The 25,226-nt window shown below is 73.3% G+C and carries 22 protein-coding genes; 14 read left to right on the forward strand and 8 right to left on the reverse strand.

Annotated features, from left to right (window positions below; genetic code table 11):
- The first annotated feature begins 276 nt into the window (after positions 1 to 276).
- Positions 277 to 723: a GyrI-like domain-containing protein gene (locus ACFYE3_RS13680; RefSeq protein ID WP_387610035.1), complete on the forward strand. Its 447-nt coding sequence runs from the start codon at positions 277 to 279 to the stop codon at positions 721 to 723.
- A gap of 107 nt (positions 724 to 830) precedes the next feature.
- Here the strand turns inward: ACFYE3_RS13680 and ACFYE3_RS13685 are convergent, their stop codons facing one another.
- The gene (locus ACFYE3_RS13685; protein ID WP_387610037.1) at positions 831 to 2,069 is read right to left on the reverse strand and encodes a dicarboxylate/amino acid:cation symporter; all 1,239 of its coding nucleotides are present in this window, start codon (positions 2,067 to 2,069) and stop codon (positions 831 to 833) included.
- A gap of 80 nt (positions 2,070 to 2,149) precedes the next feature.
- Positions 2,150 to 3,373 carry a hypothetical protein gene (locus ACFYE3_RS13690; RefSeq protein WP_387610039.1) on the reverse strand — a complete coding sequence of 408 codons (1,224 nt, stop codon included), beginning with the start codon at positions 3,371 to 3,373 and terminating at the stop codon, positions 2,150 to 2,152.
- Here ACFYE3_RS13690 and ACFYE3_RS13695 point away from each other — a divergent pair.
- The 10 genes from ACFYE3_RS13695 to ACFYE3_RS13740 all read left to right on the forward strand — a co-directional run bounded on the left by ACFYE3_RS13695 (position 3,326) and on the right by ACFYE3_RS13740 (position 14,109).
- Positions 3,326 to 4,291, forward strand: a complete 966-nt coding sequence (locus ACFYE3_RS13695; protein ID WP_387610041.1) for a hypothetical protein — start codon at positions 3,326 to 3,328, stop codon at positions 4,289 to 4,291. The two genes, ACFYE3_RS13690 and ACFYE3_RS13695, sit on opposite strands and share 48 nt — an antisense overlap.
- The gene (locus ACFYE3_RS13700; protein WP_387610043.1) at positions 4,284 to 5,288 is read left to right on the forward strand and encodes an HAD-IIA family hydrolase; all 1,005 of its coding nucleotides are present in this window, start codon (positions 4,284 to 4,286) and stop codon (positions 5,286 to 5,288) included. Before ACFYE3_RS13695 ends, ACFYE3_RS13700 begins: the two co-directional genes overlap by 8 nt.
- On the forward strand, positions 5,285 to 5,539 hold the full coding sequence (locus ACFYE3_RS13705; protein ID WP_387610044.1) for a hypothetical protein: 255 nt from the start codon (positions 5,285 to 5,287) through the stop codon (positions 5,537 to 5,539). Before ACFYE3_RS13700 ends, ACFYE3_RS13705 begins: the two co-directional genes overlap by 4 nt.
- Positions 5,536 to 6,282 carry a TlyA family RNA methyltransferase gene (locus ACFYE3_RS13710; protein ID WP_387610046.1) on the forward strand — a complete coding sequence of 249 codons (747 nt, stop codon included), beginning with the start codon at positions 5,536 to 5,538 and terminating at the stop codon, positions 6,280 to 6,282. The genes ACFYE3_RS13705 and ACFYE3_RS13710 overlap by 4 nt, the downstream gene beginning before the upstream one ends.
- 123 nt (positions 6,283 to 6,405) lie before the next feature.
- A complete protein-coding gene (locus ACFYE3_RS13715) occupies positions 6,406 to 7,476 on the forward strand; it encodes an NAD kinase (RefSeq protein ID WP_387610048.1) in 1,071 nt (356 codons plus the stop codon).
- On the forward strand, positions 7,477 to 9,189 hold the full coding sequence (gene recN / locus ACFYE3_RS13720) for a DNA repair protein RecN (RefSeq protein ID WP_387610050.1): 1,713 nt from the start codon (positions 7,477 to 7,479) through the stop codon (positions 9,187 to 9,189).
- 54 nt (positions 9,190 to 9,243) lie between these two features.
- On the forward strand, positions 9,244 to 10,968 hold the full coding sequence (locus ACFYE3_RS13725; RefSeq protein WP_387610051.1) for a CTP synthase: 1,725 nt from the start codon (positions 9,244 to 9,246) through the stop codon (positions 10,966 to 10,968).
- 139 nt (positions 10,969 to 11,107) lie between these two features.
- The gene (locus ACFYE3_RS13730) at positions 11,108 to 11,761 is read left to right on the forward strand and encodes an NUDIX domain-containing protein (protein WP_387610053.1); all 654 of its coding nucleotides are present in this window, start codon (positions 11,108 to 11,110) and stop codon (positions 11,759 to 11,761) included.
- Positions 11,758 to 12,765 (forward strand): site-specific tyrosine recombinase XerD, encoded by a 1,008-nt coding sequence (locus ACFYE3_RS13735; protein ID WP_387610055.1) that lies wholly within the window; start codon positions 11,758 to 11,760, stop codon positions 12,763 to 12,765. The genes ACFYE3_RS13730 and ACFYE3_RS13735 overlap by 4 nt, the downstream gene beginning before the upstream one ends.
- A 126-nt stretch (positions 12,766 to 12,891) precedes the next feature.
- Positions 12,892 to 14,109, forward strand: coding sequence for a D-alanyl-D-alanine carboxypeptidase family protein (locus tag ACFYE3_RS13740; RefSeq protein ID WP_387610057.1), 1,218 nt, complete (start codon positions 12,892 to 12,894; stop codon positions 14,107 to 14,109).
- 148 nt (positions 14,110 to 14,257) lie between these two features.
- Here ACFYE3_RS13740 and ACFYE3_RS13745 read toward each other — a convergent pair whose 3' ends face one another.
- Genes ACFYE3_RS13745 through ACFYE3_RS13760 form a run of 4 tightly spaced genes read right to left on the reverse strand, consistent with a single transcriptional unit; the run spans position 14,258 to position 18,606 of the window.
- Positions 14,258 to 15,400, reverse strand: a complete 1,143-nt coding sequence (locus ACFYE3_RS13745; protein ID WP_387610059.1) for a bifunctional 2-methylcitrate synthase/citrate synthase — start codon at positions 15,398 to 15,400, stop codon at positions 14,258 to 14,260.
- A 37-nt stretch (positions 15,401 to 15,437) separates the two neighbouring features.
- Entirely contained in the window at positions 15,438 to 16,346 is a 909-nt protein-coding gene (prpB, locus tag ACFYE3_RS13750) for a methylisocitrate lyase (RefSeq protein WP_387610061.1), read from the reverse strand.
- 4 nt (positions 16,347 to 16,350) lie between these two features.
- Positions 16,351 to 17,871, reverse strand: a complete 1,521-nt coding sequence (locus ACFYE3_RS13755; protein WP_387610062.1) for an MmgE/PrpD family protein — start codon at positions 17,869 to 17,871, stop codon at positions 16,351 to 16,353.
- Between the two features lie 57 nt (positions 17,872 to 17,928).
- Positions 17,929 to 18,606 (reverse strand): GntR family transcriptional regulator, encoded by a 678-nt coding sequence (locus tag ACFYE3_RS13760; RefSeq protein WP_387610064.1) that lies wholly within the window; start codon positions 18,604 to 18,606, stop codon positions 17,929 to 17,931.
- Positions 18,607 to 18,825: 219 nt separating this feature from the next.
- Between ACFYE3_RS13760 and ACFYE3_RS13765 the strand changes: the two genes are divergently transcribed.
- Both ACFYE3_RS13765 and ACFYE3_RS13770 read left to right on the forward strand, forming a co-directional pair.
- A complete protein-coding gene (locus tag ACFYE3_RS13765) occupies positions 18,826 to 20,781 on the forward strand; it encodes an AMP-binding protein (protein ID WP_387610066.1) in 1,956 nt (651 codons plus the stop codon).
- A 243-nt stretch (positions 20,782 to 21,024) separates the two neighbouring features.
- The gene (locus ACFYE3_RS13770; protein ID WP_387610068.1) at positions 21,025 to 21,177 is read left to right on the forward strand and encodes an encapsulin; all 153 of its coding nucleotides are present in this window, start codon (positions 21,025 to 21,027) and stop codon (positions 21,175 to 21,177) included.
- A 59-nt stretch (positions 21,178 to 21,236) separates the two neighbouring features.
- Here ACFYE3_RS13770 and ACFYE3_RS13775 read toward each other — a convergent pair whose 3' ends face one another.
- Entirely contained in the window at positions 21,237 to 21,950 is a 714-nt protein-coding gene (locus ACFYE3_RS13775; RefSeq protein WP_387610069.1) for a response regulator, read from the reverse strand.
- Positions 21,947 to 23,581: a sensor histidine kinase gene (locus tag ACFYE3_RS13780; protein ID WP_387610071.1), complete on the reverse strand. Its 1,635-nt coding sequence runs from the start codon at positions 23,579 to 23,581 to the stop codon at positions 21,947 to 21,949. Before ACFYE3_RS13780 ends, ACFYE3_RS13775 begins: the two co-directional genes overlap by 4 nt.
- 155 nt (positions 23,582 to 23,736) lie before the next feature.
- Here ACFYE3_RS13780 and ACFYE3_RS13785 point away from each other — a divergent pair, with 155 nt between their 5' ends.
- Positions 23,737 to 25,182 (forward strand): cation:dicarboxylate symporter family transporter, encoded by a 1,446-nt coding sequence (locus tag ACFYE3_RS13785; RefSeq protein WP_387610073.1) that lies wholly within the window; start codon positions 23,737 to 23,739, stop codon positions 25,180 to 25,182.
- The last annotated feature ends 44 nt before the right edge of the window (positions 25,183 to 25,226 follow it).

Raw genomic sequence — 25,226 nt, forward strand, 5'->3', positions numbered from 1 at the left:
TAGGACACCGCCGGACCACACCACCAAGGGTCGAGCCCCCGCACACCGTGCGGGGGCTCCCCGCATTTAACACCCCCCGCAACCGCACCGCAGCAGGGCACAGGCATCGCAGCACAGGCACTGCACCGCACCGGCACCACACCGGGCCCGCACCCGGCCGGCAGCGGAACGATCAGCCCACGTTTCTGCCGGCCCCCTGTAACACAAGCGCGGTCCCGGTCATCGGCGGACAATGCTGGCATGGATGCGACCAACCATGATGCCGAGACTCCCACAGTGACCGAGCAGCACGAGCAGGCCACGGCGGTGGTGACGGGGACCGTTGCCATGGGCGAGCTGCGGGCGTTCTTCGACCGTGCCTTCGACGAACTGGGTCGGGCCATGGCCGACGGGGCCTTCGAGCCGTCAGGACCTCCGATGGCCGTGTATCACGGAGTGCCCGCGGAGACGGTGCACCTGGAGGTGGGTTTCCCGGTGCAGGGGGAGGTCACCCCCAAAGGGACCGTGGTGGCCGGCCGGTTGTCTGCCTCCCGGGTGGCGACGTCCGTGCACCGCGGCAACTACGACGACCTGGGGCAGTCCTGGCAGCGACTGGCGGAGTGGGTGGAGCACCAGGGGCTCTCTCTCGGCGACCGCATGTGGGAGGTCTACGTGACCGAGCCGCGGCCGGGCGACGACCCCGCTGACATGGTCACCGAGCTCCACTGGACGCTTCGTCCCTGATGTTCCGGTCCCTGTTGTTCCGTGGGCCGCTCGGCCCACGACGAGGAAGGCCCCGACCGCGCGGTCGGGGCCTTCCTCGTCCTGGTGCAAACCCGCTGCGCGGAGATCTACCGAATGGTCTGTGCCTCCGAGAGCGTCAGCCCCTCCTGAGCTTCCTGGACGGACCCGGTCACGGTGCGACTGTCGATGAGCTTGTTCATGACCACGGCGATGGCGCCGTCCCCGGTCACGTTCGTCGCTGTGCCGAAGGAGTCGATGGCGATGTACGTGGCGATCATGAGGGCGACCGCGGTTTCGTCGAAGCCCAGCATGCCCTGGAGCAGACCGACGGCTGCCATGATCGCACCGCCGGGGACACCGGGGGCGGCGACCATCGTGATGCCCAGCATGAGGATGAAGCCCACATAGGCCAGGTCGTCGATCGGGGTGCCGGTGATGGTCATGACGGCTGCCGAGAACAGCACGATCTTCAGGGTCGAACCCGCGAGATGGATCGTCGCGCTCAGCGGGATCACGAAGCCGGCCACGGACGGCCGGACGCCGTTGGCCTCCGCGCACCTGAGGGTGACGGGGATGGTCGCGGCGGAGGACGACGTGCCCAGCGCGGTGGCGTAGGCGGGGAGCATGTTCTTCAGCAGGACCGCGGGGTTCCGACCCACGTAGATCCCGGCGAGCACGTACTGAGCCATGAGCAGGACGGCGGACAGGGCCAGGGCGACTAGCACCACCTTCGAGAAGGTGGAGACGACCACCAGGATCTGACCGTTCATGGTGAGGCCCATGAACATCCCGAAGATGTACAGGGGCAGCAACGGGATGATGACCAGTTCCACGATGCGCATGATGATCCGCCGGAGGTCGTCCATGCTCCTGTGGAGGGTGTCACCGGGAATGAGGGTGATGCCCACGCCCAGGCAGAAGGCCAGGAGGAGTGCTGTCATGACGCCGAACACGGGCTCCATCTCGAGCGTGAAGAATCCGGTGAGGGCGCTCTCCTCGGGGTTGGCGAGGGCGTCGACGTCGCGCTCCCCGTCCAGCAGCCACGGGTATCCCGCACGCGCGACGACGAAGGCCAGCAGGCCTGCGAGGACGGTGGACGCGTACGCGATGGCGGCGGTCACGCCCAGCCACTTGCCGGCCCCTCTGCCGAGGTCACCGATGGCCGGGGTGACGAGACCGACGATCAGCAGCGGGACGATGAAGCCGAGAAAAGCGCTGAAGAGGTCGTTGAACGTCAGGAAGAGCCGGGCGACCGGTTCGGGGAAGAACAGACCGCAGGCGATGCCCAGGACGATGCCGAGCAGCACGCGCACCAGGAGGTGGGACGTGAGGGGTTTTTTGGTCATGGGCCCATCATCCGACGAGGGGGAGGCCGGGGACGAATCGGGACCGAGGGGCGCCGGACGTGCTTATACAATGGGAACGATCAGCATGGCGGACCGTTCTCCGGCCACCGCCGACATCCACGAGAGCCGACCGGCACCGCGTCGGCACAGAGGAGCGGTACGTGTCCGAGTCTTTCCAGCACGGGTCCCGGGACGAGCGCGGGAACGGAAGTTCCGGCGATCGCCGGTCCGGCGGAGGAGCCGGGCGCCAGGGCGACCGGTCCGGTTCGCCGTCCCGACGCCGGTTCGATGACGGACGGCGCAGCCCAGCCCGCGACGGCGAGACGCGCGGACGCGACTCCGAGGGCCGGGGCGCCACCGGCAGGCCCGGCGGCGAGCGGCAGGACGACCGCCGTGGTGGCTATGCCCCGCGCGGAGATCGGCGCGATGACCGCCAAGGCGACCGTCGTGGTGGGTACGCCCCCCGGGGTGACCGGCGTGACGAGCGGCAGGGTGATCGCCGCGGGGGCTACGGCGATGACCGTCGGCGCGATGACCGCCAGGACGACCGTCGTGGTGGGTACGCTCCGCGGGGCGAGCGGCAGGACGACCGCCAGGGTGATCGGGGGCCACGCCGTGAGGGTGAGGGCTACCGTGGTCGGCGTGACGACCGGCGTGACGACCGGCAGGACGACCGTCGTGGCGGCTACGCCCCCCGGGGCGACCGGCCCGACGACCGCCGTGGCGGCTATGCCCCGCGAGGTGACCGTCGTGACGAACGGCAGGGTGACCGCCGCGGAGGCTACGGTGATGACCGCCGGCGTGACGACCGGCAGGACGACCGCCGTGGCGGCTATGCCCCGCGAGGTGACCGTCGTGACGAACGGCAGGGTGACCGCCGCGGAGGCTACGGTGATGACCGCCGGCGTGACGACCGGCAGGACGACCGCCGTGGCGGCTATGCCCCGCGAGGTGACCGTCGTGACGAACGGCAGGGTGACCGCCGCGGAGGCTACGGTGATGACCGCCGGCGTGACGACCGGCAGGACGACCGCCGGGGTGGATACGCCCCGCGAGGTGACCGCCGCGGTGGATTCCCGGACCGCAACGAAGGCTTCCGTGGTCGGCGCGACGACCGGGACGACGTCTCGACCCACCGTCACCGTGCGCCCGAGGTCGACGAGGACATCACGGGTCGCGAGCTCGACAAACCGACCCGCGCCCAGCTGGGGGCACTCGAACCGCGCAATGCCGAGGCCGTCGCCAAGCACCTGGTCATGGCCGGGCGCTATCTGACGGACGTCCCCGAACTCGCGCTCGAGCACGCACAGGCGGCCGGACGGCGCGGCGGCCGCATCGCCGCGGTGCGGGAGGCCACCGGGATCGCGGCGTACGAGGCGGGTGACTACGCGCTGGCGCTCAAGGAACTGCGCACGTTCCGGCGGATGACCGGCGCCGAGATCCACCTTCCCCTGATGGTCGACTGCGAGCGGGCCCTCGGGCGCCTGGACAAGGCCGTGGAGCTCGCGACGTCCGAGGCCGTGCAGTCGCTCGAGCCCAGCGAGAGGGTGGAACTGGCCATCGTCCTGGCCGGCATGCGACGTGACCAGGGGGACGCGCAGGGGGCGGTGGACGCGCTGACCATTCCGCAGCTCGACAAGAACCGGGGCTTCCCCTACAGCCCCCGGCTGTTCCGCGCGTACGCCGAGACCCTGAGGGGCGTCGGCAGGGACCATGAGGCTCTCACGTGGGACCGGCAGGCCGTGGTGGCCGAGGCCGCCCTCGGGACGGGGCAGTTCGCCGAGCCGGAGATCGTCGACTTCGACGACGAGGACGAGACCGAGCAGGTGCCGGCGAACGGCGTCGCCCTGGCCGGCGCCGAGGAGACGGCCGAGATGCCGGGCCAGGACCGGGCGGACGCCCCGGCCCACGGCCCTGCCGGGCAGACCGTCGGGCCGAACCTGGCAGGGAGCGCGACCGGTGCGGCCGACGGCGACCTGGGCGGCGACCCCGACGGCGGGATGGACGACGAGACCGAGGATGTGCTCGACGAGGGTGCCGACGAGGACCCGGACGAGGACCCGGACGACGAGGGAGAGAACCAGGAGCACGACCTGGACCCCGACGACGACTTCGAGGGCGGCTCCGAGGACGACCTCGACCCGGACGACGACGCGGATCTCGTCGACCTCGGCGGCGAGGACGCCGGCGACGTCGAGGACGGCGGCCCGCAGCGTGGCTGAACGGCTGCTCGACCGGTTCGACGCCGTCCTGAGCGATCTGGACGGCGTCGTCTACGCCGGCCCGCACGCGATCCCCGGGGCACCCGAGATCCTCCGCCGGATCTCCGCGGACGGCGTGCCCGTGGTGTACGTCACGAACAACGCCTCGCGCTCCGTCGCGACGGTCGCCGAGCACCTGACGGACCTGGGCGTGCCGACCGGCCCCGACGGCGTCGTGAGCGCCGCGCAGGCGGGAGCCGAGCTCCTGGCGCAGCGGGTCCCGGCCGGCACCGCGGTGCTCGTCACCGGTTCCCAGGCCCTGGCCGACGTCGTCGCGGACGCCGGGCTGGTCCCGGTCCGGGCCCAGTCCGACGCGCCCCGCGCCGTGATCCAGGGCTTCGACCCCGGCCTGGGCTGGGCCGAGCTCGCCGAGGCCGCGTACACGCTGGCCGACCCGGACGTGCTGTGGGTCGCGACCAACACCGACCGCACCATTCCACAGGCCCGCGGCCTGGCGCCCGGCAACGGCACCCTCGTGGCCGCCGTGGCGGCCACGACGGCGCGGCCGCCCGTCGTCGCCGGCAAGCCGGAGGCCCCGATCTTCCGCACCGCCGCCGAGCGGGCGGGCAGCACCCGTCCCGTGGTGCTGGGGGACCGGCTGGACACCGACATCCGGGGCGGCAACGCCGCCGGCTTCGCCACGATCGCGGTCCTCACCGGGGTGGACACCGTGCACACGATCCTCGCGGCGTGCACCGCGGAGCGCCCGGACCACGTCGTCGGCACCCTGCACGCGCTCTTCGAGCCGTACCCCGACGTCGAGGTCTCGTCCTCGGCAGGGGGGCACACCGCGCGCTGCGGGGCGGCGGAGGCCGAGACCGACGGCACGCGGCTGCGGATCCGGGGCGCCCAGGACGACCTCGACGCCTGGCGGGCCGCATGCGCGGCCTGGTGGGCGGCACACCCCCACACCGACGTCCCCGTGGTCCCCGACCCCGAGTGGGAGGCGGGGAAGTGACCGCCGACGCCGGGCCGCCGCACGCGGCGGGGGACGGCGGAGCAGCCCTGCGTCCGACCGGTCACGCCGGGGTGGACGCGGTGCTCGACCGGGCCGGCGAGCTGGAAAGGCTGCCCGTCGCCGAGCACCCCGGCCGCTACGGGGAGCTGCACGCGGCCCTCGTCGCCGAGCTCGACGCCGAGCCCGGCACCGTCCCCGCCGGCCTCGTGCCGCGCCCCCGGACCGGACAGGAGGAGGCGGGGCCGCGGTGAGCGCCCGTCTCGACCAGGAGCTCACCGCGCGGACACTGGCCCGCTCCCGCACGGTCGCCGCCCGGTGGATCGGGGAGGGCCGGGTGCTCGTGAACGGCCGGCCCGCGACCAAGCCCTCCGTCCGGGTCGGCCCCGACGACCTGCTGGAGGTCCGGCCCGCCGCCGCCCCGGACTACGTCAGCCGGGCCGGGCACAAGCTGGCCGGGGCGCTCGCCGCCTTCCCGGACATCGAGGTGGCGGGCAAGCGGTGCCTCGACGCCGGCGCCTCGACGGGTGGGTTCACCGACGTGCTGCTGCGCCGGGGCGCCCGGGAGGTGGTCGCCGTGGACGTGGGCCACGACCAGCTCGACCCCTCGCTCCGGGGGGACCCGCGGGTCCGGGCGCTAGAGGGCATGAACGTGCGCTGGATGCGCCCCGAGGACATCGGCGGCCGGGCGGAGCTCACGGTCTGCGACCTGTCGTTCATCTCGCTGACCCTGGTCCTGGAACCACTGGCGGAGGCCACGGTGCCGGGCGGGGACCTCGTGCTCATGGTCAAGCCGCAGTTCGAGGTCGGCGCCGACCGTCTCGCCCGCACGGGGGTGGTCACGAGCGAGCTGGAACGTGCCCGGGCCGTCGAGGCGGTGGCTGCCGCGGCCCGGAGCCACGGACTGTCGGTCCGGGGCCGGGAGCGCAGCCCGCTGCCGGGCCAGGACGGCAACCATGAGTTCTTCCTGTGGTGCCGCCGGGATCCGCCGTCCTGACTGTCCCCGCCCTCGCGTAGGGTGGTGAGCGGTGCCCGGTCCGCGGGCACGGCGTGCGCCACGGGCCGGTCCCGGTCCTGACGACGCCCGCGCGCACCGAGCAGTCGAGAACGGGAGGACCCGGTGAGCCGAAAGATCCTGGTCATGGCGCACATGGGCCGGCAGGAGGCCAAGGACGCCGCCCGCGACTCCTGTCTCCAGCTGCACGAGGCAGGCCTGGTGCCGGTGATCTCGCGGGACGACCTCGAGGCGCTCCAGGAGGACGCGGTGCCCCTCGCGCCCGTGGAGGTCATCGAGGAGGACGTCTCCCTGCGGGAGGTCGAGCTCGTGATGGTGCTCGGCGGGGACGGGTCGATCCTGCGCGCCGCCGAACTGGTGCGCAGCGTGGACACCCCGCTGCTGGGCGTGAACCTGGGCCACGTGGGCTTCCTCGCCGAGAGCGAGCGCTCCGACCTGCGCGAGTCCGTGGAGGCCATCGTGGACGGGCGCTATACGGTGGAGCAGCGCATGACGATCGACGTCACCGTGTGGCAGGACGAGAAGAAGGTCCTGCACACCTGGGCGCTCAACGAGGCCTCGGTGGAGAAGGGCGACCGCGAGAAGATGGTCGAGGTGGTCATCGAGGTGGACCGCCGGCCGCTGAGCACCTTCGGGTGCGACGGCGTGGTCCTCGCCACCCCCACCGGCTCCACCGCCTACGCGTTCTCCGCGGGCGGGCCCGTGGTGTGGCCCGAAGTCGAGGCGCTGCTCATGGTGCCGCTCAGCGCCCACGCCCTCTTCGCCCGGCCCCTGGTCATCTCCCCGAACTCCATGATGGCCGTCGAGGTCCTCACCCGCACCGACGCCCGCGGCGTGCTGTGGTGCGACGGGCGCCGGACCACCGAGCTGCCGCCCGGCTCCCGGATCGAGGTGGTGCGCTCCCCGAAGGCGGTCAACCTGGCGCGGATGCACCGCACCCCCTTCTCGGAGCGGCTCGTGAAGAAGTTCGAGCTGCCCACGAGCGGCTGGCGCGGCCCGGTGCCCCCGCACGAAGCGGCCGCGGCGCGGACCACGGCCCTGCCCACCGTCCGCGGCGACCAGAGCGCCGGCGGCCGGGCACAGGAGCTGCAGAAGTCCACGGTGGGGCACGAGATGCCCCACGAGCCGGACGCCCCGTCCCGCCGCACCCGGGACGAGACCGGGGAGGACGGCTGAATGATCGAGGAGATCCACATCCACGACCTCGGCGTCATCACCGACGCCGTGCTGCCTCTCGGCCCGGGGCTGAGCATCCTCTCCGGTGAGACCGGCGCGGGCAAGACCATGGTGGTCACCGCCCTCGGGATGCTGCTGGGCAACCGCTCCGACGCCGGCGCCGTGCGCTCCGGGGCGCCCAAGGCCGTCGCCGAGGCCGTCGTGCGGGTCCCGGTCGGCCATCCGGCCGCCGCCCTCGTCGAGGACGCCGGCGGGGCGGTCGACGTCGAGGCCGTCGGGGACGCCGAGGAGGCCCTCGTCACCGTCGCGAGGACCGTGACCGCGGAGGGGCGCAGCCGCGCCCATGTCGGTGGCCGCTCCGCTCCCGTGGGCACCCTCTCCGCGGTGGGCCAGACCCTGGTGGCGGTGCACGGCCAGTCCGACCAGCTGCGGCTGAAGTCCCCGGCCGCCCAGCGCCACGCCCTGGACCAGTACGCGGGGGAGGAGCTGGCCGCGGAGCTGCGCCGCTACCGGGAGCGGCTCGCCGAGTACCGCTCCGGGCAGCAGACCCTGCGCGAGGTCACCGAGCACGGCCGCGAGCGCGCGCTCGAGGCGCAGAGCCTGCAGGGCGCCCTGGAGGAGATCGACGCCGTGGACCCCCAGCCCGGGGAGGACGAGCGCCTCGACCAGGAGAGCCAGAAGCTGACCAACCTCGAGCAGCTGCGTGCCGCCGCCCTCACGGCCCACGCCGCCCTGAGCGGCGGGGAGTTCGCCGACGCCGACACGCCGGACGCGACCGCCCTCGTGGCGGCGGCGCACCGGGCCCTGCAGCAGGAGGCCGACTCCGACCGTGATCTCGAGGAGCTGTCCGGGCGGGTCGGCGAGCTCGCCGTGCTCGTCAACGACATCGCCGCGGACCTCTCCGGCTACGCCTCGGGCCTCGACGACGAGGGACCCGCCCGCCTGGCCGAGGTGGAGTCCCGGCGGGCCAGGCTCAAGACTTTGACCCGCAAGTACGGCGCCTCCGTGGACGAGGTCCTCGACTGGGCGGAGCGCTCGCGGGCGCGCCTCGACGAGCTCACCGACGACCCCGCGCGGGAGCAGGAGCTCCGGGCTCGCCTCGAGCAGCTGCACGCCGAGCTGAGCGAGCTGGCGGCGCGGATGACCGACCGGCGCCGGGACGCGGCGCACCGGCTCTCCGAGGCCGTCAGCTCCGAGCTCACGGCGCTGGCCATGCCCAACGCCTCCCTGGTCATCGAGGTCGAGCCGACGCAGGAGTTCTCCGGCCACGGGCGGGACGAGATCTCCTTCCTCCTCAAGCCGCACGCCGCCGCCGCGCCGCGGCCCCTCGGCAAGGGTGCGTCCGGCGGTGAGCTGTCCCGTCTCATGCTCGCCATCGAGGTGGTCCTCGCCGCCGTGGACCCCGTGCCCACCTTCGTCTTCGACGAGGTGGACTCGGGCGTGGGCGGCAAGGCGGCCGTGGAGATCGGCCGCCGGCTGAAGATGCTCGCCCAGCACGTCCAGGTGCTCGTGGTGACGCACCTGCCGCAGGTCGCGGCCTTCGCCGACCAGCACATCCTCGTCACCAAGAGCACGGACGCCACGGTCAGCGACGTGCGCGTGCTCGACGAGGAGGAGCGCGTGGTGGAGCTCGCCCGGATGCTCGCGGGTCACGAGGACTCCGCGGCGGCGCGCGAGCACGCCCGGGAACTGGTCCGCGGGGCAGTGCTCTGAGGTGTCCGCGCACGGTGATCCCCAGCACGCAACCGACGTCCTGAGCGGACAAGAATGATAGGGTCGAATTCCGTGGTGAATGCAAACGAAGCCGCCCACGTGGCCGGCGCACAGCAGACCGAAAACCAGCGACCGGGCAAGGTGACCCGCCAGATCTTCGTGACGGGCGGCGTGGCCTCCTCCCTCGGCAAGGGGCTGACCGCCTCGTCCCTCGGGATGCTGCTGCGGGCACGCGGGCTCTCCGTGACGATGCAGAAGCTGGATCCGTACCTCAACGTCGATCCGGGCACCATGAACCCCTTCCAGCACGGCGAGGTCTTCGTGACCGACGACGGGGCGGAGACCGACCTCGACATCGGCCACTACGAGCGGTTCCTCGACGAGAACCTCGACGCCTCGGCGAACGTGACCACGGGCCAGGTGTACTCCACGGTCATCGCCAAGGAGCGGCGGGGCGAGTACCTCGGGGACACCGTCCAGGTCATTCCCCACATCACCGACGAGCTGAAGAACCGCATGCGCCGCCGCGCGCAGGGCAACGACCAGCCGGACATCATCATCACCGAGATCGGCGGCACGGTCGGCGACATCGAGTCCCAGCCGTTCCTCGAGGCCGCACGGCAGGTCCGCCAGGACGTCGGCCGCCGCAACGTGTTCTACCTGCACGTCTCCCTGATCCCGTACATCGGCCCCTCGGGCGAGCTGAAGACCAAGCCGACCCAGCACTCCGTGGCCGCGCTGCGCGGGCTCGGCATCCAGCCGGACGCGCTGGTGCTGCGCTCCGACCGGCAGGTCCCGGACACGATGCTGCGCAAGATCGGCAACGCCTGCGACGTCGACCACGACGCCGTGATCTCCTGCCCGGACGCCCCGAGCATCTACGACATCCCCCGGACCCTGCACTCCCAGGGACTCGACACCTACATCCTCGACTACCTGGGGCTGGACTACCGGGACGCCGACCTGGCGCAGTGGGAGCGCCTGCTCAAGGCCGTGCACGAGCCCGCGCACTTCGTCACGGTGGCCATGGTCGGCAAGTACATCGACCTGCCGGACGCCTACCTGTCGGTTTCCGAGGCCCTGCGCGCCGGCGGCTTCGCCAACGACGCCCGCGTGAAGATCAAGTGGGTGGCCTCGGACCTGTGCGAGACGCCGGAGGGGGCCCAGCGGGAGCTCGGCGACGTCGACGCGATCTGCGTCCCGGGGGGCTTCGGCATCCGTGGCATCGAGGGCAAGCTCGGCACCCTGCGCTTCGCCCGGGAGCACCGCATCCCGACCCTCGGCCTGTGCCTGGGCCTGCAGTGCATGGTCATCGAGTTCGCCCGCTCGGAGCTCGGACTGGCCGGGGCCTCCTCGACCGAGTTCGAGCCGGAGACCGCGTACCCGGTCGTGGCGACCATGGACGAGCAGAAGCAGTTCGTCGAGGGCGCCGGCGACCTCGGCGGCACCATGCGGCTCGGCCTCTACGACGCGCAGCTGCAGCCCGGGTCCGTGGTGGCCGGCGCCTACGGCTCCACCGAGGTCAAGGAGCGCCACCGCCACCGCTACGAGGTGAACAACGAGTACCGCGGGCGCCTCGAGGCGGCAGGACTGGTGATCTCCGGGACCTCCCCGGGCGGCACCCTCGTGGAGTTCGTGGAGCTGCCCGCCGACGTGCACCCGTACTACGTGGGCACCCAGGCGCACCCCGAGCTCATGTCCCGCCCGACCCGCCCGCACCCGCTGTTCGACGGGCTCGTGAAGGCGGCCCTCGACCGCCGTGAGGCCGAGGGCCGCTGAGTCCCCGCCCGTGGCCGCACGGGCACCCCGGTGCAGGCGCCGGTCCTCGCGAGGACCGGCGCCTGCACCGTCACCCCACCCGCACCCCGCTCGCCGCCGCGGCAGCCCGCGCCGGGCCGCCGATCCGAAAGGGACCCCCATGGACATCCGCCACCTCGCACCCGAGGAGCTCTCCGACCAGCTCAGCGACCGCCGCACGGTGGCCTCCGAGACGGTCTACGAGGGCTTCATCTGGGACGTCCGGCGCGACGAGTTCGAGCTCGCCCAGGGCGAGGACCCGCTCCGGCGCGACTACATCACCCACCCCGGCGCCGTGTCCGTGCTCGTGCTCAACGACCACGACGAGGTGTTCCTGATCAACCAGTACCGCCGGCCGGTCGGAATGACCATGTGGGAGATCCCCGCCGGTCTGCTGGACGTCGAGGACGAGGCCCCCGCCTCGGCCGCCCAGCGGGAGCTCGCGGAGGAGGCGGACCTGCGCGCCGAGCGCTGGGACGTCCTCGTGGACTTCCACAACAGCCCGGGCTCCTCCTCCGAGGCCAACCGGATCTTCCTGGCCCGGGGCCTCAGCGACGTCCCCGACCACGAGCTCCACTCGCGCGACGGGGAGGAGGCGGAGATCCACGGGGCGTGGGTCCCGCTCGACGGCGCGGTGCGGGCGGTGCTGGAGGGCCGCCTGAACTCGCCCGCCGTGGTGATCGGGGTTCTCGCCGCCCACGCCGCCCGCTCGGAGGGCTACCGGTCGCTGCGCCCGGCGGACGCCCCGTGGCCCGGTCACCCCGACCTCCGGTGACCGGCACCCCGGCCGGCGGGACGTCCGGGACGCCGTCCGGCGACGCGCTCGAGCGGGCCCTGGATCGCTATCTGCAGCACCTGGCCGTCGAGCGGGGCCTGGCCGCCAACACGCTGGCCGCGTACCGGCGGGACCTGCGCCGCTACGCCGAGCACCTCCGGGAGCGCACGGACCCGCCCGTGACCACCCTGGAGGGGATCACCACGGGACACGTGCGCGACTTCCTCCGGGACCTGTCCGCCGGGTCGGAGGACAGCGCTGCCCTGAGCACCCGCAGCGCCGCGCGCAGCCTCGTCGCGGTCCGGGGCGCCCACCGGTTCTGGGCTCTCGAGGGCCTCACCCGCACGGACCCCGCGGCCCCCGTCCAGCCGCCCACGCCCGGGATGCGCCTGCCCAAGGCCGTCCCGGTCGAGCAGGTCACCGCGCTGCTCGAGTCGACCGGCACCGAGACCCCCCAGCAGCTGCGCGACCGGGCGCTGCTGGAGCTCCTCTACTCGACGGGCGCCCGCATCTCGGAGGCGACCGGCCTTGACGTCGACGACCTCTCCCGGGCCGTGCGCCGGAGCGGTGAGCCGGAGGACACGGGGGCCGGGATGCCCTTCGTGCGGCTGTTCGGCAAGGGCGGGAAGGAACGGATGGTCCCGCTCGGCTCCTGGGCCGTGCGCGCCGTGGACGACTGGCTGGTGCGCGGCCGGCCCGCGCTCGCCGCCGAGGGACGAGGCACGCCCGCGCTGTTCCTCAACGCCCGGGGCGGGCGGATCAGCCGCCAGACGGCGTGGACCACGGTGAAGAGCGCGGCGGAGCGGGTGGGCCTGGGCGACCGGATCACCCCGCACACGCTGCGCCACTCCTTCGCGACCCACCTCCTCGAGGGCGGCGCCGACCTGCGCGTTGTCCAGGAGCTGCTCGGCCACGCGTCGGTCAGCACCACCCAGGTGTACACCCTGGTGACCGTCGACTCCCTGCGGGAGGTCTACGCCGCCGCCCACCCGCGCGCCCGGTAGCCCGGCCCTCCGTGGCGCGTCCGGAGCCGGTCACACAGGTGAAAGTGCTGTCGCGAAGACCGGCCGGCGGCCTAGCCTGGACGCACGCCCGGACACTCCGCCCGGGCGGAGGGGGATGGGGACGCCATGCCGGAGACCACGCAGCCCAGCGCACCGCGCACCATGCAGCCCGGCACGCAGCACGGCGCCCTGTCCGGCACGCCGGGGAGCGGCCGGACGCACCGGATCCTGCTCGTGCTGCTGTGCGCGCTGGCGCTGGTGGTCGGGGGCCTCGGCGTCCCGGCGTCCGCGGCCACGGCGATCGAGGCCGAGCACCAGCGGCTCGGGGGCGCGGAGGGCCGGCTCGGCCGGGCGCTGGGCCCGGAGCGGTGCGGACTCGTCCGGGACGGCTGCTACCGGTCGTTCGAGCGCGGGAGCATCCACTGGTCCCCGCGGACCGGGGCGCGTCCCACCTGGGGAGCGATCCGCGCGGCGTGGGCCGCGCAGGGCTACGAGCGGGGGTCGCTGGGCTATCCCGTGGGCCGTGAGGTCTGTGGACTGCGTGACGCCGGTTGCTACCAGGCCTTCGAGGGCGGGGTCGTGCTGTGGTCGCGGCCGAGCGGGGCCCATCCCACCGTCGGCGGCATCCGGGCGGCCTGGTTGCGCCACGGCGCGGAGCGCGGCGCCCTGGGCTATCCCGTCTCGGGGGAGTCGTGCACGAGCAGCGGCTGCCGTCAGAGCTTCCAGCGCGGATCCGTCACGTGGGCGCGCGGCGCCGGGACCCGGGTGGCCCGGGAGATCGACCGCGCCGCGTCGGTGTACGTCGTCGTCAACAAGCGCCGCCCCCTCGACCCCGCGGACTACGTGCCCCGTCCCCTCGAAGCCGTGGGCGGGCAGCTGCTGCGGGCGGACGCCGCCGCGGCGTTCCGGCGGATGCAGCGGTCCGCCGCGGCGGACGGCGCGCCCCTGACGGCGGTCAGCGGCTACCGCTCCTACACCACGCAGGCGAGCCTCTACCGCCACTACGTGGCGCTCTACGGGCAGGCGCAGGCGGATCTGATCTCGGCCCGCCCGGGCCACAGCGAGCACCAGACCGGGCTGGTCATGGACATCGGCGACCCGAGCGGGGAGTGCGGTCTGCAGAGCTGCTTCGAGGACACCCCGGCGGGGGCGTGGGCGCGCGAGCACGCCCACGAGCACGGCTTCATCGTGCGGTACCCCCGGGGCCGCACGGCGACCACCGGCTACGCCTACGAGCCGTGGCACCTGCGCTACGTCGGCGTGCACGTGGCCGGCGGCATGGTCGACCAGGACATCCCCACGCTCGAGCACTACATGGGGCTGCCCGCGGCGCCCACGTACTGAGCGCCCACGTCGCGGTCGTCCGCCTCGCGGACGGCCGTGTCCCGTCCGGAACCGTCGCCGACCCTGGGGCGTCGGCGGGTCCCCGGTCCGGGCCACCCGTGCCGGGTCCCGGACAGTCACCGGGACGCCCCGCTGAGCCGGCCCTGTGCTACAGGTGCCGCTCGTCCGGGCCGTTGTACTCGGAGAGCGGGCGGATCAGGGAGTTGGACGCGACCTGTTCCATGACGTGGGCGGTCCAGCCCGTGATCCGGGCGGCCACGAACAGCGGGGTGAACGTGGGGATGTCGAAGCCCATCAGCCAGTAGGTGGGACCGGCCGGGTAGTCGAGGTTGGGCTTGATGCCCTTGGCCTGGTCCATGGACCGCTCGAGCCCGTTGTACAGGCCCAGCAGCTCGGCCCGGCCGTAGTGGGCGACCATCGTGTCCAGGGCCGCCTTCATGGTGGGCACCCGGGAGTCCCCGTGCTTGTACACGCGGTGGCCGAAGCCCATGACCTTCTTCTTCGCCGCCAGGGCCTCGTCCATCCAGGCCTTGGCGCGGACCTCGGCGTCGGCCTCGGTCTCCTCCTTGCGGATGCCCAGCTCCACGAACGTCTCCATGACGGCCTCGTTGGCCCCGCCGTGCAGCGGTCCCTTGAGCGCGCCGATGGCGGCGGTGACCGCCGAGTGCAGGTCCGACAGGGTCGAGGTCACCACCCGGGCCGTGAACGTCGAGGCGTTGAAGGAGTGCTCGGCGTAGAGGATCATCGACACGTTGAACGCCTCCACGACCTGCGGGTCGGCCTCCTCGCCGAAGGCCATCCACAGGAAGTTCGCGGAGTAGTCGAGATCGTCGCGCGGGGGCACCACGTCCTGGCCGCGGCGGCGGCGCTGGTCGTAGCAGACGACGGCGGGCATGGCCGCGAACAGCGTCTGCGCCTTGGCCAGGTTCGCCGCGGGGGAGGAGTCCTCGGCCTGCGGGTCCTGGGCGCCCAGGACGGACGCCGCGGTGCGGCAGACGTCCATGGGGTGGCAGGTGGTCGGCAGGGCGTCGATGATCGCCTTGAGCTCCGGCGTCAGGGCACGGTGCTCCCGCTCCCGGGCCTTGAAGTCCGCCAGCTCGTCGTCGGTGGGCAGCTCGCCGTTCCACAGCAGCAGGGCGACCTGCTCGAAGGAGCAGGACGCGGCCAGCTCCTGCACGGGATAGCCGCGGTAGAGCAGGGAGTTGGTGTCCGAGTTGACCTTGGAGATGGCCGTGTAGTCGGCAACGACGCCGGCCAGCCCCTTGTGGACCTCGCTCTGGGTCTCGGTCATGGTGGTCTCCTTCACGTGGTCGGTGCGGTGGGTGCGGTCAGTGGTGCAGTCCGGGGACCTCGAAGTCGAAGACCCCGGAGTCGAACTGGTTGTACCCGTTGTAGTCCACCAGCTCGTAGAGCCGGGCGCGAGTGAGCATGTCCGGCACGGCCGCCTCCTGGGTGCCGTCGGTGCGGATGGCGTCCAGCACGCGCTCCATGGCGCCCAGGGCGGCGCGCATCAGGGTCACCGGGTAGATGATCATGTTCACGCCGGCCTCCTGGAGCTGATCGGCGGTGAACAGCTGCGACTTCCCGAACTCGGTCATGTTCGCCAGGATCGGCACGTCCACCGCCGCCCGCATCGCCTCGAACTCCGAGAGGTCGGCCATCGCCTCGGGGAAGATCGCGTCCGCCCCGGCGTCCACCAGGGCCCTGGCCCGGTCGGTGGCCGCGGCCAGGCCCTCGACGCCGCGGATGTCGGTGCGGGCCATGATCAGGAAGTTCGGGTCCCGGCGGGCCTCGGCCGCGGCACGGATCCGTTTGACGGCCGTGGCCAGGTCCACGACGTTCTTGCCGTCCAGGTGGCCGCAGCGCTTGGGGTTGAACTGGTCCTCGATGTGGCACCCGGCCAGGCCCGCGTTCTCGAGCTCCTGCACGGTGCGGGCCACGTTCATGGGCTCCCCGAAGCCGGTGTCGGCGTCGACGAGGCACGGCAGGTCCGTCACCCGGGCGATCTGCCCGGCCCGGGCAGCCACCTCGGGCAGCGCGGTGAGCCCGATGTCGGGGAAGCCGAGCTCGTTGGCGAGCACGGCCCCGGAGATGTAGACGCCGTCGAAGCCCTGCTCCTGGATCAGTTTCGTGGACAGCGGGGTGTAGGCGCCGGGGAACCGGACGGTGGCCGGACCGGCCAGCATCTCGCGCAGGGCGATCCGCTTGGCCTCGGGGGTGGTGGTGGAGAACAGCATGGCTCTAGAAGATTCCCTTCGTGCCGGTGCGCAGGTCGACGGAGGCGGTGACGTTGAGGGCATCCAGCTCGCCGGCGCCCAGGTCCGGGAGGTTCTCGGCGGCGGCGATGAAGCGCTCCAGCTCGTCGTCGGCGACGACGCCGGCGGCGAGGGTGCGCAGCTTGGTGACGTACTGGTCGCGGGCGAACGGGCGGGCGCCGAGCGGGTGGGCGTCGGCCACCGCGATCTCCTCGACCACGGTGGTGCCGTCGGTCAGGGTGATCTCGGCCCGTCCGCCGAAGGCCTTCTCGGCCGGGTCGAGGGAGTGGTAGCGGCGGGTCCACTCCGCGTCCTCGGCCGTGGTGACCTTGTTCCACAGGGCCACCGTGTCGGGGCGGCCGGCGCGCTCGGGGGCGTAGGAGCCCACGTGGTCCCACTGTCCGTCCTGCAGGGCGACGGTGAAGATGTAGGGGATCGAGTGGTCGAGGGTCTCCCGGGTGGCGGTCGGGTCGTACTTCTGCGGGTCGTTGGCCCCGGAGCCGATCACGTAGTGGGTGTGGTGGGAGGTGTGCAGCACGACGGAGGCGATCCGGGCCGGGTCGGCCAGCTCGGGCCGTTCGCGGTGCAGCTTGCGGGCCAGGTCGATCCAGGCCTGCGCCTGGTACTCGGCCGAGTGCTCCTTGGTGTAGGTGTCCAGGATCGCGGCCTTGGCCTCGCCCGGGGCGGGCAGCGGCACCTCGTAGGCGGCGCCGGGGCCGTCCAGCAGCCAGGCGATGACCCCGTCCTCGCCCTCGTAGATCGGGGTGGGGGAGGTCTGCCCGCGCATGGCGCGGTCCACGGCCTCCACGGCCATCTTCCCGGCGAAGGCCGGCGCGTGGGCCTTCCAGGTGGAGATCTCGCCCTTGCGGGACTGGCGGGTCGCGGTGGTGGTATGCAGGCCCTGGCCGATCGCGTGGAAGATCGTCGGCACGTCCAGGCCCAGCAGGGTGCCGATCCCGGCGGCCGCGGACGGGCCGAGGTGGGCGACGTGGTCGATCTTGTGGGCGTGCAGGCAGATGGCCTTCACGAGGTCCACCTGCAGCTCGTAGCCGGTGGCGATGCCGCGCACGAGGTCGTGGCCGGTGGAGCCCACGTGCTGGGCCACGGCCAGGATCGGCGGGATGTTGTCGCCGGGGTGGGAGTACTCCGCGGCCAGGAACGTGTCGTGGTAGTCGAGCTCGCGAACGGCCACGCCGTTGGCCCAGGCCGCCCACTCCGGGGAGACCTTGTGCCGGTCCGCGGCGACCCCGTAGAGGGCGGACCCGGTCCCGTGCGGTCCCGGCGCGTGGGACAGCGCCTGGTCCCGGGCCGAGACGATCGGGTCCCGGTTGAGGGAGGCGATCGCCACCGAGGCGTTGTCCAGGACCCGGTTGATCACCATCTCGGTCACCTCCGGGGTGACCTCGACCGGGTCCGCGGCGACCTCGGCCATCTTCCAGGCCAGCTGCTCCTCGCGGGGCAGGTTGTCCTTGGACGGGTGGACGCGAACGGAGTGGAGAACGGTCATGGGATTTCCTCTCGTGGGGACGGACGACCGCCGGCGGTGGTCGAGGTGGGTCCTCGCTCAGCCGGCGGCCTCGAGCGGGGGAGCGGGCTGGACCCACTCGCGGACGGGGGTGGTCAGGACGGCCTGCAGCGAGTTGGCCAGGTGCACGCGCGTCGCGGCCTCGGCGAGCTCCTCGGAGCCGTCCGCGACGGCGCGGGCGATCTGGGCGTGCTCGGCGGCGGCGCGCGCGAGGCGGTCGGGGTTGGTGCGAGAGAGCTTGCGCACCCGGGCCAGGTGCAGGCGCAGGGAGCGCTGGGCCGCGGTGAGGTACGGATTGGCCGTGGCCTCGTCGATGGCCCGGTCCATGCGCTCCACGAGGTCGTAGTACTCGGCCCGGTCCGTGCCCGGCCCGTGGAGCTGGGCCACGACCGCCTCGAGCTCGGCGGCCAGTCCCTGGAACGCGACGGGGTCGCGGCGCCGGGCGGCGAGCCGGGCCGCCCGGCAGTCGAGGGCCTCCCGCAGCTCGAACAGGGCGCGGACGTCCTCGAGGGAGACCTGGGAGACCACGACGCCGCGGCCCCGGTGCGCCTCCGCGAGACCGTCGGCGGTGAGCCGGCTGAGGGCCTCGCGGATCGGCGTGCGGGAGATGCCGAAGCGCTCCGACTGCTCGACCTCCCCGAGCACCTGGCCCGGGAGCAGGCGCCACTCGACGATGTCCTCCCGCAGGGCCTCGTAGGCGCGGTCGCTGGCTCGCACGGCTCCCTCCTCGCTCTGGCGGACCGTGTCGGGGAGTGCGACGCGGACCCTCGGTGACAGGCATCACAATGCACGAGCATTGTATACACAGTTCCGGACGGAAGGCCAGGGATTTGGCCTGTCCCGGCTACATTGCACATCAGTGTATACAGAGGCCTTGTCGCATGTGACCTGCACCACTAGGGTGTCCGGCAGGACCGCAACCCCCGGGAGGGACCCATGAGCACCGACCACCGAACACCGCAGCAGGCCGAGGGCTACGCGGAGGCCTACCGTCGCAGCGTGCAGGACCCGGAGGGGTTCTGGCTCGACGCCGCCCGTGCCGTGGACTGGGTGCGCGAGCCCACCACCGCCCTCGACGACGCCGCCGCCCCGCTCTACCGCTGGTTCCCGGACGGCGAGCTCAACACCTCCTACAACGCCCTCGACCGGCACGTGGAGGCCGGCCACGGCGAGCGCACCGCGCTGGTCTACGACTCCGCGGTGCTGGGGATCCAGGAGCGCTTCAGCTACGCGCGCCTGCGGGACGACGTCGCCCTGCTCGCCGGGGTCCTCGCGGCCCGGGGGGTGGGCAAGGGCGACCGGGTGCTCGTCTACCTCCCGATGATCCCGCAGGCCGTCGTGGCGATGCTCGCCTGCGCCCGGCTGGGCGCCGTGCACTCCGTGGTCTTCGGCGGGTTCGCCCCGAAGGAGCTCGCCTCCCGCATCGACGACTCCCGGCCGGTCGTGGTGGTGACCACGACCGGCGGGGTCGAGCCGAAGCGGCGGATCGAGTACATCCCGGCGATCGAGGAGGCCCTGCGGATGGCCGAGCACGCCCCCGGGACGGTGCTGGTGCACGAGCGCCCGGGGTTCGAGACCACGGTCGAGGACGCCCGGGGCCGGGCCGGGGCCGACGGGCGGCCCGCTGTCGAGTGGCTCGACTGGGCGGCCGCCGTCGAGGGCGCCGAGCCCGCGGCGCCCGTGCCGGTCGCGGCCACCGACCCGCTCTACGTCCTGTACACGTCCGGGACCACCGGGGCCCCCAAGGGCGTGGTCCGCGACAACGGCGGGCACGCCGTGGCCCTGACGTGGTCCATGCGCAACATCTACGACGTCGGCCCCGGCGAGGTGATGTGGACCGCGTCCGACGTCGGGTGGGTCGTGGGCCACTCCTACATCGTCTACGGCCCGCTGCTGGCCGGCGCCACGACCGTGCTCTACGAGGGCAAGCCCGTGGGCACCCCGGACGCCGGGGCGTTCTGGCAGCGCGTCGAGGACCACGGCGTCAAGGTGCTGTTCACCGCGCCCACGGCCCTCCGGGCCATCCGCCGGGCGGACCCCGAGGGCGAGCTGGTGCGCCGGCACGACATCGGCTCCCTGCAGACCCTCTTCGTGGCGGGCGAGCGGCTCGACCCCGAGACGTACCACTGGGCCTCCCGGGTGCTCGGCGTCCCGGTCGTCGACCACTGGTGGCAGACGGAGACGGGGTGGGCCATCTGCGCGAATCCCTTCGGGATCGAGCGGCTGCCCCTCAAGGCCGGCTCGCCGTCCGTGCCGGTGCCGGGCTACCGGGTGGAGATCCTGGACCCGCTGAGCCGGCCGGTCGAGACCGGCGAGGAGGGCAACATCGCCCTGCGCCTCCCGCTGCCGCCGGGCACGCTGGCCACGCTGTGGGGCGACGACCAGCGGTTCGTGGACTCCTACCTCAGCGCGTTCCCCGGCTACTACGCCACGGGCGACTCCGGTCACGTGGACGAGGACGGCTACGTCTACGTCATGGGGCGCACCGACGACGTCATCAACGTCTCCGGGCACCGCCTGTCCACCGGGGCGATGGAGCAGGTCCTGGCCTCCCACCCGGCGGTGGCCGAGTGCGCCGTGATCGGGGTGGGGGACCCGCTGAAGGGCCAGCGGCCGTCCGGGTACGTGGTGCTCAAGACCGGCGCCGACGTGGCGCCGGACCGGCTCCGGGACGAGCTCGTGGCGCTGGTGCGCCGGCAGATCGGGGCGGTGGCGGACTTCAAGGACGTGGCCGTGGTGGAGGGGCTCCCCAAGACCCGCTCCGGGAAGATCCTGCGCAAGACCATGCGGCAGATCGCCGACGGCGAGGACTACGCCGTGCCCTCGACGATCGAGGACGCCACCGTGCTGGAGGCCCTCGAGGAGGTGCTGCGCCCGCCTCGCGGACGGTGACGCTCCGACGCACGACCACGAACCCGTGACGTCTCCCCGGGGCGGCCGCCACCGCCCCGCGCCCTCTCCCGGTCGGGAGTGGCGTGGATCGGGCCGGGCCCGGTGGCGCGTGATCGCCGCCGGCGTCCTGTTCCGGGCCGGGGACATCGTGGCCCGCGGCGAGGCGGCCGAGGCCGGGGCGGAGAGCACGGGACCGGACGCGGAACCCTCGCTCGGCATCGGCTCGAGGTCCGGCGGCGTCGCGTGCTGCCCCTCGTCGAGGTCCGGGCGCCCTTCGCGCTGTCCCGCCAGGAGCTCTTGTTCGCCGACCGCGGCGCGGCCGACCCGGACCTCCGGGACCTGGCCCGGGCCGCGCACCGGATGGCGGTGACGACCGCCGCCGTGCGCGCCGCCTGACGACCGTGCCGTCCGGCCGGGGCGCGGGCTGCCGCGGGCTGCCGCGGGCGGGCACCGGGTCAGCGGCCGGGGGAGACGTCCTGGCCGGCCCACCCGTACTCGAGCTCCGGCCGTCCGGGCGTGCCGTGGCGCGGGCGGCGCTGCACGAGGCCGCGGGCCGCCAGGTGCTCGAGGTAGCGCCGTGCCGTGACCCGGGACAGCGTGCTGCGCTCGGCGACCTCACCGGCCGAGAGCCACTCCCCGCCCCGCATCAGCGCGGTGACGGACTCCAGGGTCTGCGGGGACAGGCCCTTGGGCGCGTCCGGGCGGGTGGGCGCACCGAGGGCCGCGAAGGCACGGTCCACCTCGGCCTGTCCCATCGTTCCCCCAGCCCCCAGGGCGGAGCGGTAGCGCCGGTAGGCGTGGAGCTTCTCCTCGAACACGGCGTAGGTGAAGGGCTTGATGAGGTAGCCGACCACGCCGAGGGTGCTCGCCGCCCGGACGGTCGCCACGTCCCGGTGCGCCGTGATCACCAGCAGGTCCACCGTCTCGCCGCGGGCGCGGAGGGTCCGGGCCACGTCGAGACCGGACATGTCCGGCAGGTTCACGTCCAGCAGCACGAGGTCCACGGGGCGACCCGCCCGCCGGGCGGCCTGCACGGCCTGCACGGCCGTCCGCCCGGACACGGCGGTGGCGGCCGCCTCGAAGCCCGGCGAGCGATCGACGTACTGGGCGTGGGCGGCGGCGGTGAGCGGCTCGTCGTCGACGACCAGGACACGGACCGGCGCGCTCACGGGGACCGCCCCGCCACGGCGTCCCGGCCCACCGGGACGGTCACGGTGAACACGGCCCCGCCGTCGTTGCGGTGCTCGATCCGCGCGCCCCACCGGTCGACGACCTCCCGCACCAGGTGCAGGCCCACGCCGCGTCCCTCCGGACCGGCCGGCTTCGTGGTGACGCCGAGCCCGAACACGTCCTGGGCGAGGTGGTCGGGGACCCCCATCCCGGTGTCCGCGACGGTGATCACGACCGTGCCCCGGTCAGGGTCGGCGTCGTCGGGTGCCCCGGCGATCTCGACCTCCACGACCGGGCGCACCCGCGCGGCGTTGGCCGCGGCGGCCTCGACGGCGTTGTCGACGAGGTTGCCGACGAGGGTCACGAGGTCGGCGGGGGAGACGGGGATGCGGGGCACGTCCGGGTCCACGACGACCTCCAGCTCCACGCCGCGCTCGTGGGCCGCGGCGGTCTTGCCGACCAGCAGGGCCGCGAGGAACGGGTCGTCGAGGTGGGCGAGGAGGTCCTCGGACAGGACCCGGGTGCGCACCATGTCGGCCGAGGCGAAGTCGAGGGCCTCCTCGTCGCGGCCGAGCTCCAGCAGGGAGACGACCGTGTGCATCCGATTGGCGTGCTCGTGGGTCTGGGCCCGCAGCGCCCCGGCCAGGGCTGCGGTGGCGCGCAGCTGCCCCGACAGCCGGGAGATCTCCGTGTGGTCCCGCAGGATCACGATCGTGCCGCGCCCGGCGAGCGCCCCGCGGGCCGGGAGGGCCGAGACGATGAGCGTGCGCTCCCCGACCACGAACCACTGCTCCTGCACGGGCGCCCCCGAGCCCAGGACGGCGGCCAGCGCGCCGGGCAGGGCCAGGTCTGCGACCGGGAGGCGCTCGTGCCGGGCCGGGCCCGGGGCCCCCGGCGCGCGGCGGACCCCGAGCAGCTCCCGGGCCCGGGCGTTGAGCACCTGCACCGCACCGGCCGTGTCCACGAGCAGGAGACCCTCGGTGGCCTCGTTGAGCACGGCGTCGTGCAGGGAGTGCACCTGGGCGAGCTCCTCCGGCCCCCAGCCGTGGGTGACCCGACCCAGGTACCGGGCCCCGAGCGCCGCGACCGTGGCCGACGCGGCGAGCAGCAGCAGCCCGACGAGGAGCACGGCGGGGAGCTGGGCGAGCGCCTGCTGCGAGACGGCCTCGAGGAGGACCCCAGTGGCCACGAGCGCCACGACCGTTCCGTCCTCGTCGCGGACCGGGGCGATGGTGCGCACGGAGGGGCCGAGGTTGCCGCGCTCGGTGCTGGTCCAGGTCTCCCCGGCGAGCGCGTGCGAGCGGTCCCCGCGGTAGGCCTCCCCGACGGAGGAGGGCAGGGGGTGCGTCCAGCGCGTGCCGTCCGGGGCCATGATCGTGACGAAGTCGAGCTCCGTGTCCGCGAGCAGCCGGTCCGTGAGCGGCTGCAGGACGGCGTGCGGGTCCGGACCCCCCACCGCCCCGAGCACGTACGGGTCGTCCGCGAGGGCCGTGGCGAGGACCCGGGTCACCGCCTCGGCGCGGTCCACGACCGCTGCGCGCTCGTGGGCGAACAGGACCAGGGAGACGGCGAGGGTCACCAGCGCGACCACGGCGAGCTGCATCAGGAGGAAGCGCCGGGCCAGGGACATGTCCGCTCCTCACCCTCCTGGTCGTCCCTCCCGCAGTTGTGGTGGGCGTCACGACCATTATGACCACAACACGACAGGTGACCGGGCGGCGGTGAGACTCGTCACATCGGCCCGGTCCCGGGCCCCGCGCCACCCATCCGAACCGGAGGACAAGCATGGCCACCGTCGCCACGGACCCCGTCGACCCGCAACCGCCCGCCCAGAAGCAGAAGAAGGACAGGACGCACTACCTGTACGTCTTCGTCATCGTCGCCGTCGTCGCCGGCGCCGTCCTGGGCCTCGTGGCCCCCGAGTTCGCCCAGACGCTCAAGCCCGTCGGCACCGCGTTCATCGCCCTGATCAAGATGATGATCGCCCCCATCATCTTCTGCACGATCGTCCTGGGCGTCGGCTCCATCGCCAAGGCGGCGACCGTCGGCAAGGTCGGCGGCCTGGCCCTGGCCTACTTCATGGCGATGTCCACCATGGCGCTGGGCATCGGCCTGCTGGTCGGCAACCTCATCCACCCGGGCGAGGGGCTGAACATCCAGGGCTCGGAGTACGAGATCACGGACGCGGGCCACGGTGACGGCGAGGGCGGGACCATCGGCTTCCTGCTCGGCATCATCCCCACCACGCTGCTGTCCTCCCTGACCGAGGGCAACATCCTGCAGACCCTGTTCGTGGCGCTCATCGTGGGCTTCGCCCTGCAGCAGATGGGTCCGGCCGGCAAGCCCGTGCTCCGAGCCGTCGGCTACGTCCAGGCCCTGGTCTTCCGGATCCTGATCATGGTCATGTGGGTCGCCCCGATCGGCGCGTTCGGCGCGATCGCCGGCGTGGTCGGCGAGACCGGCGTGCAGGCCATCGTCTCGATGGCCACCCTGATGATCGCCTTCTACCTCACCTGTGTCCTGTTCATCGTGGTGGTCCTGGGCGGGCTGCTGAAGGCGGTCACCGGCATCAACATCTTCCGGCTCATGAAGTACCTGGGCCGCGAGTACCTGCTGATCTTCTCGACCTCCTCCTCCGAGGCGGCCCTGCCGCGGCTCATCGCCAAGATGGAGCACGTGGGCGTGTCCAAGCCCGTGGTCGGCGTCACGGTCCCGACCGGCTACTCCTTCAACCTGGACGGCACCGCCATCTACCTGACCATGGCCGCCCTGTTCGTCGCGTCCGCCATGGGCAACCCCCTGGCCCTGGGCGAGCAGATCTCCCTGCTGGTGTTCATGATCATCGCCTCGAAGGGCGCCGCCGGGGTCACCGGCGCCGGGCTGGCCACCCTCGCCGGCGGACTGCAGTCCCACCGCCCCGACCTGGTCGACGGGGTCGGCATCATCGTCGGCATCGACCGCTTCATGTCCGAGGCCCGGGCCCTGACCAACTTCACCGGCAACGCCGTGGCCACCCTGCTGATCGGCAAGTGGACGCGCGAGATCGACCTCGTCCAGGTCGAGCGCGTGCTCTCCGGCCGGGACCGGTTCGACGAGTCCACGATGGCCGCGCACTCGCACGGCGCCGCCGAGGACCGGCCCGCCGCCGAGCGAGACACCCGGCCCGGCTCCGGTGCCCGCGTGGAGGAGTCCGTCGCGGAGAAGGTCGACGCCGCGGCGGGCGTGCGCTGACCCGCTCCCGCGCCGGAACCCGCGTCCGGCCCGCGCCCGTCGTG

Origin of the sequence: Kocuria arenosa, from assembly GCF_042879215.1 — a bacterium.
Taxonomy (GTDB): domain Bacteria; phylum Actinomycetota; class Actinomycetes; order Actinomycetales; family Micrococcaceae; genus Kocuria; species Kocuria arenosa.

Bases quoted from the DNA above. Each gene is read 5' to 3' on its own strand.
- ACFYE3_RS13685 (WP_387610037.1), bottom strand. From the start codon at position 2,069: ATGACCAAAAAACCCCTCACGTCCCACCTCCTGGTGCGCGTGCTGCTC.
- ACFYE3_RS13695 (WP_387610041.1), top strand. From the start codon at position 3,326: ATGGCCGGGCGCTATCTGACGGACGTCCCCGAACTCGCGCTCGAGCAC.
- recN (WP_387610050.1), top strand. From the start codon at position 7,477: ATGATCGAGGAGATCCACATCCACGACCTCGGCGTCATCACCGACGCC.
- ACFYE3_RS13725 (WP_387610051.1), top strand. From the start codon at position 9,244: ATGATAGGGTCGAATTCCGTGGTGAATGCAAACGAAGCCGCCCACGTG.
- ACFYE3_RS13730 (WP_387610053.1), top strand. From the start codon at position 11,108: ATGGACATCCGCCACCTCGCACCCGAGGAGCTCTCCGACCAGCTCAGC.
- ACFYE3_RS13740 (WP_387610057.1), top strand. From the start codon at position 12,892: ATGCCGGAGACCACGCAGCCCAGCGCACCGCGCACCATGCAGCCCGGC.
- ACFYE3_RS13745 (WP_387610059.1), bottom strand. From the start codon at position 15,400: ATGACCGAGACCCAGAGCGAGGTCCACAAGGGGCTGGCCGGCGTCGTT.
- prpB (WP_387610061.1), bottom strand. From the start codon at position 16,346: ATGCTGTTCTCCACCACCACCCCCGAGGCCAAGCGGATCGCCCTGCGC.
- ACFYE3_RS13755 (WP_387610062.1), bottom strand. From the start codon at position 17,871: ATGACCGTTCTCCACTCCGTTCGCGTCCACCCGTCCAAGGACAACCTG.
- ACFYE3_RS13765 (WP_387610066.1), top strand. From the start codon at position 18,826: ATGAGCACCGACCACCGAACACCGCAGCAGGCCGAGGGCTACGCGGAG.
- ACFYE3_RS13780 (WP_387610071.1), bottom strand. From the start codon at position 23,581: ATGTCCCTGGCCCGGCGCTTCCTCCTGATGCAGCTCGCCGTGGTCGCG.
- ACFYE3_RS13785 (WP_387610073.1), top strand. From the start codon at position 23,737: ATGGCCACCGTCGCCACGGACCCCGTCGACCCGCAACCGCCCGCCCAG.